Here is a 14,230-nt window from a genome sequence, read left to right on the forward strand (position 1 = left end):
AGCTTTTCAGCCACCACAGGGAATTGGCTTGTGACCTCGAGGGGCTAGGCGCTGAAGCTAGACACCAAAAAGAAATGCAGGACCCACGGAATAGGTTAGTTTTCCTCGGGTCCTGCATTGTGTTCCGCCCGTCCTCTTTCAGGACTGTACCATTCATATATTTTTTTAGCATCTTCCCCAAGAATGTGCTTTACACCCGCAACAGCACCTCCCCCACTCATGACTGCTGTTTCGATTGACGACAGTCCTGCACGTTTTTGAAACCAGTTGACTGATATATCGAATGATTGCATGCGCTTTTTGCTCATGTAAACGGTTTGTTGATCGATACCTCGATATCTTAAAGTAAGTTGATTATCCGTAATATTCCATCCGGCAGATTTAAATTGCAAGATACCAAGAATCAAGGCTCCGCCCATGAACAGGGTCGCTAGCAATCCATACGGCCAGAGCCAAGCAGATAAAATCACTGTTACTACTACAGCCAGCAGCATTTTAATGAAGTAAAACCGGCGTTTTGCAATTTTTGGAGCAGGAGTAAAGTCAACTTCAAAGGAATACTCTGCAAGTGTTTTTCGAAGAAGCGCTGGGATATCCTTTTTCTTCACGACAGGCATTAATAAGCCTTCCGTATTTTCATCTAAAATAGATCCACCAGCATATTCCACTGCTACACTCGCATATCCAAACGGTTGCCGAAGTAGACTTTCCGTAATTCTCACTGCCTGGACCCTTCTAATTGGAATCGTTGTCGTCCGCTTTTCTAAAAGTCCACGAGTAATCATTAAGTCATCTTCTACTTTTTTCAAAGTAAAATCATTATATTTTAAATAAGCCATAACTACCGAGACCATCCATGCTAGTAATAACCCAATAACCGCGATCATACCAAGAAGCAAATACCCAGCCTTTACAATCCCTTGCATTTCCTGAAATCTCTCAAACGGAATAAATTGATCAAATTGTCCACCAAATCCGAGGATCGCCAATACGACTGCTCCTGTACGTCCGGAAGTCGAAGCAAAAAACAATAACTGCCTTCCAGAGATTTTATATAAGATCGACTCACTAGCATCAACTTCACCCACCGTATCTACACCAGCTACAGTTCCGCTTGCCTTTGCCTCTGTAATCATACGGCTGAGAGCTTCTGCCTGTTCCTTTTTTATTGCGCTCATTTCAGCCTCAGATTTATTTAAGTCCCCACCAGCCGTTTCAACCTTTACTTTCACTAATCCAAACGGACGATGTAAAAGACTCTCAGAAAAATCAAGACTTTGTATCCTTTCAAACGGGATATATCGTTTCTTTTTTATAAATAGTCCGTGCTCAATACGAAGCTCCATATCTTCCACTCTGTATGTAAAACGCAGCCACTTTATAACGCTTGATGTAATCATGATGATGAGCGCTATACCAATAAAGATGAAGGGACTTATCTTTAGCCACTTCCATCCACCTTCAACCTCGATTATATTATCGGTGCCCTCTTTTAGCACAAATAGGAAGAACCAAATGACAACAGGAATAATAATATCTTTAATACTTTTAATAATTGCAAAAACCATTGTAATTGGGTGGAGTCGTTTCGGTTCAGACATCATCTTCAGCCACCCTTGCCAATCTTGAAATCTTCTTACGTAATTCTTCAGCTTCTTGAATATCAACAGCAGGGATTTCATGTCTTGTCGCGGCGGTTGAGATTTGGATGGTCGCCAATTTATATTTACTTAAAATCGGACCTTGAACTGTATCGACATGTTGCACTCTCACCATCGGAACGAGCGTACGCGTAATAATGAAGACTCCGTGTTGCAGCTCTATCTCCTGTTCCCGTACCTCATACCTCCAGCGCCGCCACCGGATTGATGGGATAATAAAAATGTTCAAAATTGTTATAAGAAGTACTACACCTGCTGCAGCGAAAATAATCCATTTTGGCCAATCAAATATATAGACTAAAACCCCGCCTCCAATAGCAATCAGCCAAAAAAATAAAGAATTTAGACTTCCTGTGATTCGCCAAACTTTTAATCCACGGATGGATATTTGTTTTGCAGGTGGTTGAATGTTCACTTGTTTCCCTCCGTTCCTTTGCAGGTTATACGTAATTCATTTATGAAAGTTTCGTGTATGTAAAAAAAGCAACCGGTAACGACCGATTGCTTTTTAACTAATCCATGAACATGCTTCATGGGTCAATATGATCGCTTACGCTTTTTGAGCGAGCTCTAATGAATAGAAGAGCAGCTATCTGCTTCAGCTAGCCATTATATAAGGGGCACCGCTCTTTTCGCGTGAGCGGAGGTTCCTTGGGTTTATGGTCTTCTACCGCTTGTGCGGCGTTGTGGCTTCCGGTTTCCTTTGTATGACTGTTGGCCCGGTTTTCCACGTCTATTGCGATTGCGGTCTCCGCCACCGCCTTGATAATGATCACGTTTTTGTGGAAGTGGACGTTCTTCCGTGATGTGGACTGGTGTTTTATCAGGCTCTTTTGTCAATACTTTTAACGCGGCTGCAATGACAGTCACTGCATCAACGTGTTCAGCAAGTAATTCATTGGCCACTTGTCTGTATTCATCCACGCTGCCTTCTTTAATAGCTTCTTCCAGCTTTTCCATCGTGATGCGCTGCTGCCCTTCAAGCGCTTCATCCCAAGTTGGCGGACGCATTGGCTGCATACGTTTCTTTGTCGTTTGTTCAACAATGCGAAGATATCCCATTTCACGCGGGCTAACAAATGTAACCGCCATACCTTCTTTTCCGGCACGTCCTGTTCTACCGATTCTGTGTACGTAGCTTTCCGGATCTTGTGGAATATCGTAGTTATACACATGGGTAACACCTGAAATATCCAATCCGCGTGCTGCAACGTCTGTTGCCACAAGCACATCCACTTTGCCTTCCTTGAATTTCTTCAAGACAGACATACGCTTCGCTTGTGTAAGATCGCCATGAATCCCTTCAGCAATATAACCTCTCATTGTTAAAGCGTTCGCTAGCTCATCGACACGACGCTTTGTACGTCCAAACACGATTGCAAGCTCAGGTGAATGAACATCGATTAACCTGGCAAGCACATCAAATTTTTCTCTTTCAGGTACTTTGACGAAAAATTGTTCGATCAATGGAACGGTCATTTCTTTTGCCTCGACACGGACTACTTCCGGTGACTTCATGAAGCGTTCCGCGATCCGACGAATCGGAGTTGGCATTGTCGCAGAAAAAAGCAATGTTTGTCTTTCTTCTGGTACCGTTTCTAAAATCGATTCAATATCATCGATGAAGCCCATATTAAGCATTTCGTCTGCTTCGTCAAGGACAAGCGTCTCGACATTACCTAATTTAAGTGTACGTCGGTTAATATGGTCCAGAATCCGGCCTGGCGTTCCGACAATAATATGAGGGCCTTTTTTCAACGCACGAATTTGACGTTGAATGTCTGAACCTCCATAAACAGCTAGCACTTTAACCCGCGCTTCAGTACCAATTTTATACAATTCTTCAGAAACTTGAATGGCAAGTTCTCTTGTAGGTGCAATAATAATCCCTTGAACATGGGGGGATTTCACATCAATTTTTTCAATTAACGGAATACCAAATGCTGCTGTTTTCCCCGTACCTGTTTGGGCCTGACCAATTAAATCCTTTCCTTCCAAGCCTAAAGGAATGGCCTTTGCTTGTATCGGTGTAGCTTCCTCAAAGCCCAATCTGTTAACTGCTTTAATAATAGCAGGGCTTAAATTTAAATCTGCAAACTTCGTCAATGCTTCTCAATCTCCTTTTAATACCTCGATTTGAGACTATTGTCTCTCCTGGTTATTTACCCAGGCTATGTGCGAAAATGCACTCTTGAACGAAGAGCTGCTGCGAAAAATTGTAAACGATGTTGATAATTCTACCATTAATTGTTTTTGAATACAATTGAAGGCACTAGTCAGAATCGTTTTACTTAAAGCGCGTTACAACTCTTAACAGCATTTATATATTTCCCGATTCAACTATCATTTACCCCATTTGCTTTACTATTTTCCCACTGCAAATTTTGGGCTTTAGCCCTTTGATATCAGCGCTTCTACCGCCTCTTCAAGTTTTATTCCCCGGGAAGCTTTAAACAAAACAATTTCGTTTCCTTCGATTTTTTCAATCAAGGTGGAAACGAGCTCAGCTTTATCGGTAAAATTAAAAACCCGTTGTTCCGGAAAGTGTTTTTTTGCCCCTTCAGCAATATACTTCCCTAAGTGTCCGTAAGTAAAAACAAATTTTATTTTACCTGGATCAAGCTCCGTTCCGATTTGTTCATGAAAAAACTTTTCTTGATCTCCAAGTTCAAGCATATCTCCTAAGACGACAATTTTATCACGATTTCCATCCATATTTTCCACCATGGAGATGACTGCACGCATGGCAGTTGGGCTTGCATTATAGGCATCATTTAAAATACTGGTACCTTTTTTTCCATGGTGCCATTCCATCCTCATATTCGATAATTTGACCGCTTTTAAGCCCGCTTGCATGGAAGCAGCAGTTAGCGAAAATTCTTTAGCTGCAAGCAATACTGATAGTGCGTTCAAAACATTGTGTTTTCCTGAAATTGGAAGATTAAACGGTTCTTTTGTAAGATTGGAAACGGTAAATGTACTTCCGTTTTCACTCATTGAAATGTGTTCGGGATACAAATCGTTCTCTGCTGATTCCCCAAAAGTACATGTTCGGAATTGCTTTAAACCGCTAATTTTCTTAATTAACAGTGGTTCATTTCCGGGATAAATGAGGACGCCCTTTTTCGGCAGTCCTTCGGCAATTTCCAATTTCGCTTCAGCAATTGCTTCACGTGAACCAAGGTCCAGCAAATGTGCTTCACCAATATTCGTAATGATCGCAACATCGGGGCGGGCAATTCTCGTTAATAAGGAAATTTCACCCTTGCCACTCATCCCCATTTCCAGAATGGCGATTTCCGTTGTTTCTTCCATTCCAAGTATGGTAAGCGGAAGCCCAATATGGTTATTAAAATTGCCTTCGGTTTTATGAACTTTGAACGTTTCAGAAAAGACTGCCGCCGCAATATCTTTCGTGGTTGTTTTTCCATTACTTCCCGTAATGCCGATCACTTTTGCTGAAAGTTCGTTACGATATGACCGGGCAAGCTGCTGTAAAGCAAGCAGTGTATTTTCAACAATTAAAACAGGTGCGTTCTCTGGTGGATTAGGTACATCTTTTTGCCAAAGAACCGCCCCTGCTCCGTTGTTAAGTGCAGCTTCTACATGTTGATGACCGTCTGTATTTTCCCCTTTAAAAGGTACAAAAAGATTCCCCGAAGAAATTTTTCTCGTGTCTATGCAAACACCATTTATAAGTTCATTCTGGAACTTTGATACATCATTTTCGACTTTGATCATTTCAGCTAACTGGGCAATCGTTCTTTTAATCATTATTATCCCCCTAACATGCAAGAATCACGGAAATCCGTGATTCTTTTATAAATTAGAATGTATGGATTATACTTTGTTTTTCCTCATGACGTTCCAATGCAAGTTGTACCATTCGTTCAATTAATTGTGGATATTCCAAGCCGGTATGCTTCCACACTAATGGGAACATACTAAATGGGGTGAACCCTGGCATTGTATTCACTTCGTTAATGATCGTCCTGCCTTCTTTTGTAACAAAAAAGTCCATTCTTGCGAGACCTGAACAATCAAGTGCTTTGAACGCCCTAGCCGCCATTTTCTTGATCGTTACATATTGTTCAGTAGGAATATCCGCTGGAATGATAAGCGCTGTATCGCCATCAATATATTTCGATTTATAATCATAAAAGTCGCTTTTCGGAACAATTTCACCAGCAATAGAGACTTCAGGAAAGTCGTTTCCAAGCACACCTACCTCAATTTCCCTTGCTGTCACACCTTCTTCTACAATAATTTTCCGGTCATATTTAAAAGCTTCAACAAATGCTTCTGTAAGTTCCGCACGGTTTTCACACTTGCTTATCCCTACACTAGATCCGAGATTTGCCGGTTTCACAAAACAAGGGTAGCCAAGTTCTTTTTCCACTTGATCGTACGCTCTTTCCGGTGAACCTTCCCATGTACTGCGAATAAACCAAACATAATTTACTTGGTCCAGCCCTTCATGTGCAAATAAATTTTTCATAATTACTTTATCCATTCCAGCAGAGGAAGCGAGAACGCCATTTCCTACATACGGAATGTTTAGCAATTCTAGCATTCCTTGAACAGTACCGTCTTCACCGTTCGGACCGTGCAATAGTGGAAATACTACATCATAACTTTCTTCATCTGCGGTCAGCTTTGAACTTAATGCATTCGGCACGATTTCTTTTCCATTTCTTCCAAACTCAAGCTCTTTAACATTTTCAACCGGCCCCGAAAGTTCTGGTCCTTTAATCCAATTACCTTCTTTAGATATAAAAATTGGATGAATGGCAAATTTATTTGTATCCAAAGCTTGGATCACTGCTTTGGCTGTTTGTAATGAAACTTCATGTTCTGCTGATTTACCACCGTACAATAAACAAATATTAATTTTCATTTTAATCCTCCAAGAATACAGATGTCTTATATTTTACCACGAAGAGATGGCATTAATCTAAACTTTATTATCACGATTTTTTTATTCATATTATATGGGCTTTTAGTCGGAATGTGAGAAAGATGCGGATTGGCCGTGAGGATGCTTTTTTTGGCCAGCACATCCTTTGCTGGCCATTCTAAATTGTTCTTGTAAACTAGCAAAAAATTATGGTAGAATACTTTTGAAACTAGCGTGAATGCGCTTACACTGATATGTAAATTATGTATTTTGCTAGTTCCTCTTACTTTTTTCGCTGAAAAGATGTATAATTCCACTCAGGAGAAACAGTTGTACATCAAAGGAGGTCACAACAATTGAAAAAAATTGGATTATTACCGAGAATCATCATTGCAATTGGACTAGGTATCTTGATCGGAATGATCGCTCCAGACAAGCTTGTGAGATTATTTGCTACATTTAATAGCCTGTTTGGAAACTTCTTAGGATTTGTCATCCCATTAATTATTATTGGATTTATCGCTCCTGGAATTGGTTCTTTGGGCAGGGGTGCCGGAAAATTGCTCGGCTGGACTGCGGCGATTGCCTACATTTCAACGATCGGCGCGGGATTACTAGCATTCTTCACAGCTAAGACTCTTTACCCATCTTTACTTTCCAATTTGTCTTTAACCGAATTTGCTGACCCGGAAAAAGCTCTTGCGAAAGCTTTTTTCTCCATTGAAATGACTCCAATTATGGGTGTAATGTCAGCCTTACTCATTTCATTTATTATTGGAATCGGCGTTGCAGCGATTAAAGGCGATACACTTTTGAAAATAGTTAATGATTTCCGCGATATCGTACAGCTATTGATTGAAAAAGTTATCATCCCTTTATTGCCCGTTCATATTTTTGGAATCTTTGCGAATATGACTAAAGCTGGACAAGTTGGACCCATTCTAAGTGTTTTTGCAAAAGTGTTTGTAATGATTATTGCCCTTCATTTACTTTATTTATTAGTTCAGTATATGGTTGCGGGATCGGTTCAACAAAAAAATCCGTTAAAAATGTTAAAAACAATGAGCCCGGCTTATTTTACAGCCCTCGGCACTCAGTCTTCAGCCGCTACTATTCCGGTCACATTAAAAAATGCTAAAAAAATTGTTAAGAAAGAAAGAGTTGCTGATTTTGCCACTCCGCTCTTAGCAACAATCCATTTATCCGGAAGTACGATTACGCTTGTAAGCTGTGCGATGGCCGTTATGTTTATGCAAGGTCAAAGCTATTCGTTCGTTACATTTTTCCCATTCATCCTAATGCTCGGCATTACAATGGTCGCCGCACCTGGTGTACCTGGAGGGGCAGTAATGGCAGCGATCGGTCTATTAGAATCGATGCTCGGTTTCGGTCCATCGATGACAGCCTTGATGATTGCTCTTTACCTTGCACAAGATAGCTTCGGAACAGCTTGTAACGTAACGGGCGATGGTGCCATTACTGCTATCGTTGATCGAATCAATAAAAAGGATTCTTCTGAAGAAGTAAAAGCTGTAGAAGCAGTATAGACAGAAAAGCGGAAGCGCCCGTTTAGCGACGTACAAACTTCTAGGGATTCTGACGAGATAAAGGAAACACGGTGAGCCTGTAAGGCGAACCGATGTTGACTTATCGTAGGAAGAATCCTGAAGTTTGCTAGTCGCTGGGCGCTGGAGCTAGACAGAAAAGCGCGGAACCACTAAGTAAAATGGTTCCGCGCTTTTTCTATCATTTTAAGCCGAAGAATATGCTTGCCATTCTCCTGTCTTTCGATCAAAAACAATTTTCCCATCTGGAGTCTTATTATTAATCAGTTCATACTCCTCATACATGGCATCCATGTCATAAAAGTCCCCTATCACCCAAACTGGAATTTCAATTTGCTGCCTGCTTTTCACTGCTTTTTCAATCGAAAAAGCTAGTCCTTCTTTCATATAGTTACTAAAAGGATGGAGAATTTCAGGAGGAACTGCGGGAACTGCTTTCTTTTTCCATAGGCCAAAAACAAATTTTTCCTTCTGACCATTTATTTTTGTTGAAATGACCTGGCCGAGCATCATATAAAAATGATTCCATGATCTGTAATAAATTTTATTACACCAGCCGTCATCCCCTGCTAGATAAGCAAACCGATTGCTTAATTTACCGTAAAAGGGTAAGCGCAAATGGTCTTTTAGATGCCCTAAGTAAAGGATCTCGGCAATTTCCTGTCCGCTTAATTGATCTAGATGTTCCTCATCTTCAAAATCAATCCAACAAAAATCACCATACCCATATACATTCTCTACTAATAATTTACGGATCATGTCAGAGTCGGCATAATCAAGCTTTGTATGCATATTAAAATGCCCTTCCTCAAATTTATGCCGAAGCAATAAAACATTGGGGATTTGGACTGGAATGCCTTTAATGAATTCGGAAAATTCAATACCATAAGAAAGCACAAAATGGTCTGAATTATTCATATGTACATATATTAACTCTCGTCCAACTGCATGGTTTTTCAAGAACTAGCCCTCCAGTGTAGAAATAAGGAACATTTAGCGCCTTGCTGATGATTATATAATAACAAATTCCTGATATCAAAGCATTGTTACCGACAGAATCAGCCTTTGATTGCCCGCTGTATGATTATTTTTATATGTATTTGGACAGAATACGATAATTCTTGCCTATTTGTGGGTAAAGTATAAATATCTATAGAGAGAATTTCATTTAGGAGGTGAAGTCCTGCCGTCAGCCTTATAAGGTTGTTGAAGCGGGATGCTCCATTGTTATTAATTAACATCTTACTTGTTATATTATTAATCGCACTTACTGCTTTTTTTGTTGCATCAGAATTTGCCATTGTAAAGGTCAGAGGATCACGGATAGACCAACTCATTGCCGAGGGAAATAAAAAAGCGACTGTTGCAAAACGGCTGCTTTCAAATTTAGACGGATATTTATCCGCTACCCAACTTGGCATTACAGTGACAGCACTTGGACTTGGGTGGCTTGGAGAACCAACAGTCCAGGTCATTTTGACGCCCTTATTCGAAAGGCTAAATGTATCCGAATCGCTGGCAAGCATCCTGTCATTTATTATTGCTTTTGGTACCATTACATTTATTCATGTTGTCATTGGGGAATTGGCTCCTAAAACTTTTGCCATTCATAAGGCAGAGGAAATTACACTCGCTGTCGCCACACCACTCATACTATTTTATAAAATTATGTATCCATTCATTTGGCTGTTAAATGGAGCGGCACGACTCATCGTTGGTTTATTCGGTATCAAACCTGCATCAGAAGGTGAAATTGCGCATTCTGAAGAAGAGCTTAGAATTATTCTCTCGGAAAGTTTAAAAAGTGGAGAAATTAACCAGTCAGAATACCGATATGTAAATAAAATTTTTGAATTTGACAATCGGGTTGCGAAAGAAATTATGGTTCCTAGAATAGAAATATTCAGCATTGATAAATCCGCATGTATCGAAGATATAATAGAAACGATAAAGACAGAACGCTTCACCCGCTACCCTGTGACAGACGGAGATAAGGATTCAATTATCGGCATCGTAAATGTTAAAGAGTTTCTATCAGACTGTATCAACGGAAACTGCAATGGGCATGAGCCGATTATGCCTTATGTTAAACCAGTCATTCGTGTCATTGAAACGATACCTATACAAAGCTTGTTAGTCAAAATGCAAAAGGAAAGAACTCATATGGCTGTTTTGTTCGATGAATACGGCGGCACGGCTGGCATTATCACAGTAGAAGATATTCTCGAAGAAATTGTCGGAGAAATAAGAGATGAATTTGATGCTGATGAAGTTCCTTATGTTCGAAAACTATCAGACCACCATTATTTGCTTGATGCAAAAATGCTGATAGAAGAAGTGAATGACCTACTAGGAATACATTTATCCGATGTAGATGTAGATACGATCGGTGGCTGGCTCCTTACGCAGAAATATGATTTGATAGAAGGAGACAAACTTACCGCTGAAGATTTTAATTTTCACGTGCAAAAAATGGAAGGCTCACATATAAGTGTTATAGAAGTTAAAAAAAATGAGGAATGAAAAGAGCACATTCGGAGAAATTTACCGAATGTGTCTCTTTTCGTCATCGTTTCCCAGGAGTTTTTCAAAACTTGACAAAAAACAAGCCAGGCATGCATTCCCATGCAACCTGGCTTGTTCGCCTTTAAGAGTGAAGTTCGGAATACTTTTGGACAGGTTTAACGTCCTCCAGCACTTTACTAAGCTCTAACCGTGATTTCGTTTTGGAAATCTTAACTCCAATCTCCGTCAGACTACTTATTACCTTTTTTAACTGATCATGATCTCTTTGCAAGAAGATCACCTCTTTAAGATTTGACATCTCCTACATATCTTACCTTAATTAAAACCCGCTGTATATCGTTTTTGTAAAAGAGTAATCAATTTGTCAACTATTTTGATTATGTTACTTAATATACCCAAGAAATCAAGTAATAACCTTTTGTTGTAAATTTATATACAAAAAAACAGCCGGCCTATTGTAGGTCGGCTGTTTTTTTATTAATCTTTATCAAAAAAATCGGAAACTTCTTTTTTCGCTTCACCATATTTTTGTTTCGCTTCACCTTTTGCTTTATCCCATTTTCCTTCTGCTTGCATTCTCTCATTGTCTGTCATATCACCGAAACTATCTTTTGCTTCGCCTTTTACCTTATCCCATGTACCTTCCAGCTTTTCTTTATTTCCGTGATTGTTACTCATGTTTTTTTCCTCCCTTGAAATCAAAGTTAAAAAGGATGTTCTATTTAAATATACCCTTTTAAGCACTTATGAAACTTTTAATTCTACAGGAAGGATTGAAAATGATATTTTTTTTGATTAACTTAGCCGGTATTGCCTTAGCATCGTTTCCAATCGAAGCGCAAGGCCAAGGCTGCCCTCTACTTTTAATCTCCTCATCATATAAGCAGTCGTACTATTCAATGTCCCTTGGATCAGCTTTTTGAAATCTTCTAAAGTCATGATTAGCGTACACTCTGATTCAAGTGGTGCTCCTTCTTCGACACGGGCCGTTCCCTTATCGATTATAAGCTGATAAGTTCCACGTTCCACACCCGATAATTCAAATTGATAAACAATGCTCATATGATGAAGAGGTTTAGGTTGTTCATTCATTACCTTTTCAATTTGCTGCCAAATTTCAGCTAAATTTTTATCTTCCAAGGAAATGTCCATAGCTTCCCTCCAAAAACTACAAATTTCTTTCTATTATACCATTTCAAAACATTCAGACAATAGGTATGATAAATAAAAGCCAGGCGTATGCCTAGCTTTAACTAAGGAGACCTATCAAAATAGGAATGACTAAAATAATGACAAAGAAAATCCAAGCTTGCGGTTTAGCCATATTGACCGTCCAACCGCTTCCGAATCTCTTTTCAACCCATATGGCAGGATCTGCACCGTTAAAGTAAAAAATGCCGAGCTTCCAATAACGATCTTCATCTCGATTAATCATTTCTCCATGTTTTCCGGTGATTGTTTTTATCCTGCTACCTCCTTGACCAGTAATAATCGATAATATCACTGCCGCCAAAACAATAACACCTGTAAGAATGAAGGACAACATCGTTAATACTTGAACGTTGATTGGATAAAATAGCGATAATTGGATAAGTCCGAAAAGAATTATTAGTAAGGTTCCTGTCATTATTATGAAACCGGACCACCTACGTCTAAATATGATATTTTGCATGATAGACTTTTCGGGGTTAGAGGCGTCAACTTGCTGGCGGCTTCGAGCAATCGTATAATTTATAAACATAAATAATCCCAACATAAACAATTGCATAAGCGGCATGGCCAGGGCACTACGGTATGACTTTGTCGCCCATCTTGTAACTTCTCCGTTAAAATCAAACTGCATCGGCATTTTACTTGGAATGTACTGGTAATACATAATAGTCATCACAAATGTAATAGCTATAATTGCTAACGGAATGGCGAACCAACCGTATGAATACGTTAATTTTTGATTCCGAAAATTAGTGTCGATAATGGAAGTCTCTGTTTTCGATAGGTGCCAATTGCTGGCAGCTTTTAAATCTTTCATCTTTTTATGAAATTGTAAATAGATCAAAAAGGAACCAACAATAAATAGAAAAAATGAACTGAGAAACAGGATCATCCACGTTTGTTCTTCCGGAAATTGGCCCGCGTACATGGAAGCTAATAGTAAGAAGGCTCCGAATATACTTGTTCTTAGAGCATATTTTTTCCGAAACCCTGCAAGCTCTGGACTCCCGAATATCTCTTCTGGAATAGATACTCCAAAGCTTTCAGTTTTTCGCGTAATATACGGAGTTACTGCTGTAAAAATAACGGTCGGGACAAATAGCAATAAAATGATGATGTAAACCATCGAAAAATCCTCCTCTACTGTTTTATATCGGCGAAGATATCCTCACACAGCTTATAAAAATCCTTTTCATCCATTCCTCTACAAATTGCTTCGCTGATTATGGGTCTTAGCTGCTCTTTAATAGCGGATGTATAAGCTTCATCAATTTCCGGCATGCCATCCGGATGAATGACTACACCCTTCTGCCTGTGTATCAAAATAAAACCATCTTGCTTCAAAATTTGGTAGGCTTTGTTAATTGTATGCATATTGACACCAAGATCGGCAGCCATTGCACGCACGGATGGCAATGCTTCACCGGGCTTTAGCTCTTTTGATGCGATACCTTCTATGATGTTATTTCGCAGCTGCAAATAAATCGGGACTTCTGATTGCAGATCAAGAGTAAGGATCATTTTATCAACGACCTTCCATTTAGTTGTTTGTTATACATATAATATAACAGTTGTTTTTTCTTTGCAATAAAAATGAGTGAACATTATTTCTTGTTCACTCAGGAAATGGATTATTTTTTCCCTGCCATAAGGGTTAATGGTCGTAAAAAGGCAATGCCTTTTCTTTTCTTTTTATTTCTTGAATCTTCCAAACGCTGAAATAATTGCTGGTCGCGTTCTCTCTCTTCAATTTTTTCTGCTAAACGTTCAACTTGTTTCACCAATGCTTCATTCATTTCCGTTAAGGAAGCCTGTTGTAATTCCAAGCCTTTTATTTGCTCAATAAACTGACTAAGATCCTGGCTTTGTGTGGCAACAACTTTGCTTTTATGAGGTGTGGCCTCACTCGCCTCTTCGGCAGCTTGCTCAACCGTTATCCCATCTTTAGTAATCTTCTCTATCATTTGAGAGAGCAATGTAAGATCATCCTGCCGAAATATTCGACCGTTATTCGTCCCTCGTTCAAACCCATAGCCCCTCGCTTCTAAAATCGCTGCATATTTCCTGAGGGTGCTAACTCCAATTCCCAATGACTTTGCCGCTTCGGAAGAAAATATTTGTTGTTCCACCGAATCCCCCCCTGTTTAATGTTAGTAATACATTTCAACAGGGGCTCCTACATATCCTTTCACTAAACTTGTAGATTGGCAGGAGCTTTTGTCATTCAGCTTATAAATTTTTCGAGTGGTTTTTCAGAGGATTCACTTCATTTGTGTAACATCGACAAAAACCAAACGGGATGATTTTGTTCATCAACTGCTATCCTACTAAATGGGGCAATTGATTCATTATATAAAGAGCATAAAATT

14 protein-coding genes are annotated in these 14,230 nt (G+C 39.5%); 2 read left to right on the forward strand and 12 right to left on the reverse strand.

The features are described from left to right. Window positions 1-95: 95 nt before the first annotated feature. From KHA88_RS14675 to KHA88_RS14695, 5 genes are all read right to left on the reverse strand, one after another. Window positions 96-1,601, reverse strand: a complete 1,506-nt coding sequence (locus tag KHA88_RS14675) for a PH domain-containing protein (RefSeq protein WP_213122327.1) — start codon at window positions 1,599-1,601, stop codon at window positions 96-98. After that, complete coding sequence (locus tag KHA88_RS14680; protein WP_213099399.1) at window positions 1,594-2,076, reverse strand: PH domain-containing protein; 483 nt, start codon at window positions 2,074-2,076, stop codon at window positions 1,594-1,596. The genes KHA88_RS14675 and KHA88_RS14680 overlap by 8 nt, the downstream gene beginning before the upstream one ends. 242 nt (window positions 2,077-2,318) lie before the next feature. Continuing rightward, a complete protein-coding gene (gene cshA, locus KHA88_RS14685) occupies window positions 2,319-3,767 on the reverse strand; it encodes a degradosome RNA helicase CshA (RefSeq protein WP_213099398.1) in 1,449 nt (482 codons plus the stop codon). A gap of 285 nt (window positions 3,768-4,052) precedes the next feature. Beyond that, window positions 4,053-5,435, reverse strand: a complete 1,383-nt coding sequence (locus KHA88_RS14690; RefSeq protein WP_213099397.1) for a UDP-N-acetylmuramoyl-tripeptide--D-alanyl-D-alanine ligase — start codon at window positions 5,433-5,435, stop codon at window positions 4,053-4,055. 52 nt (window positions 5,436-5,487) lie between these two features. After that, window positions 5,488-6,558, reverse strand: coding sequence for a D-alanine--D-alanine ligase (locus KHA88_RS14695; protein ID WP_213099396.1), 1,071 nt, complete (start codon window positions 6,556-6,558; stop codon window positions 5,488-5,490). 356 nt (window positions 6,559-6,914) lie between these two features. Here KHA88_RS14695 and KHA88_RS14700 point away from each other — a divergent pair, with 356 nt between their 5' ends. Next, window positions 6,915-8,105 carry a dicarboxylate/amino acid:cation symporter gene (locus tag KHA88_RS14700; RefSeq protein WP_213099395.1) on the forward strand — a complete coding sequence of 397 codons (1,191 nt, stop codon included), beginning with the start codon at window positions 6,915-6,917 and terminating at the stop codon, window positions 8,103-8,105. A gap of 204 nt (window positions 8,106-8,309) precedes the next feature. Here KHA88_RS14700 and KHA88_RS14705 read toward each other — a convergent pair whose 3' ends face one another. Beyond that, window positions 8,310-9,083, reverse strand: a complete 774-nt coding sequence (locus KHA88_RS14705) for a hypothetical protein (RefSeq protein WP_213122328.1) — start codon at window positions 9,081-9,083, stop codon at window positions 8,310-8,312. 264 nt (window positions 9,084-9,347) lie between these two features. Here KHA88_RS14705 and KHA88_RS14710 point away from each other — a divergent pair, with 264 nt between their 5' ends. After that, entirely contained in the window at window positions 9,348-10,646 is a 1,299-nt protein-coding gene (locus KHA88_RS14710; RefSeq protein WP_213099393.1) for a hemolysin family protein, read from the forward strand. Between the two features lie 124 nt (window positions 10,647-10,770). Here KHA88_RS14710 and KHA88_RS21025 read toward each other — a convergent pair whose 3' ends face one another. The 6 genes from KHA88_RS21025 to KHA88_RS14735 form a co-directional block, all read right to left on the reverse strand. Continuing rightward, window positions 10,771-10,947, reverse strand: a complete 177-nt coding sequence (locus KHA88_RS21025; RefSeq protein ID WP_213099467.1) for an Lmo0850 family protein — start codon at window positions 10,945-10,947, stop codon at window positions 10,771-10,773. Between the two features lie 179 nt (window positions 10,948-11,126). Then, window positions 11,127-11,327, reverse strand: a complete 201-nt coding sequence (locus KHA88_RS14715; RefSeq protein WP_213099392.1) for a CsbD family protein — start codon at window positions 11,325-11,327, stop codon at window positions 11,127-11,129. A gap of 117 nt (window positions 11,328-11,444) precedes the next feature. Further along, the gene (locus KHA88_RS14720; RefSeq protein WP_213122329.1) at window positions 11,445-11,801 is read right to left on the reverse strand and encodes an SCP2 sterol-binding domain-containing protein; all 357 of its coding nucleotides are present in this window, start codon (window positions 11,799-11,801) and stop codon (window positions 11,445-11,447) included. Window positions 11,802-11,898: 97 nt separating this feature from the next. Then, window positions 11,899-12,987 carry a DUF1648 domain-containing protein gene (locus KHA88_RS14725; protein WP_213122330.1) on the reverse strand — a complete coding sequence of 363 codons (1,089 nt, stop codon included), beginning with the start codon at window positions 12,985-12,987 and terminating at the stop codon, window positions 11,899-11,901. Window positions 12,988-13,001: 14 nt separating this feature from the next. Next, window positions 13,002-13,382: a GntR family transcriptional regulator gene (locus KHA88_RS14730; protein ID WP_213099389.1), complete on the reverse strand. Its 381-nt coding sequence runs from the start codon at window positions 13,380-13,382 to the stop codon at window positions 13,002-13,004. 110 nt (window positions 13,383-13,492) lie between these two features. After that, the gene (locus KHA88_RS14735; protein WP_213099388.1) at window positions 13,493-13,990 is read right to left on the reverse strand and encodes a hypothetical protein; all 498 of its coding nucleotides are present in this window, start codon (window positions 13,988-13,990) and stop codon (window positions 13,493-13,495) included. Window positions 13,991-14,230: the final 240 nt, after the last annotated feature.

The sequence above is a fragment of the Lederbergia citrea genome (assembly GCF_018343525.1).
Lineage (GTDB): Bacteria > Bacillota > Bacilli > Bacillales > Bacillaceae_C > Lederbergia > Lederbergia citrea.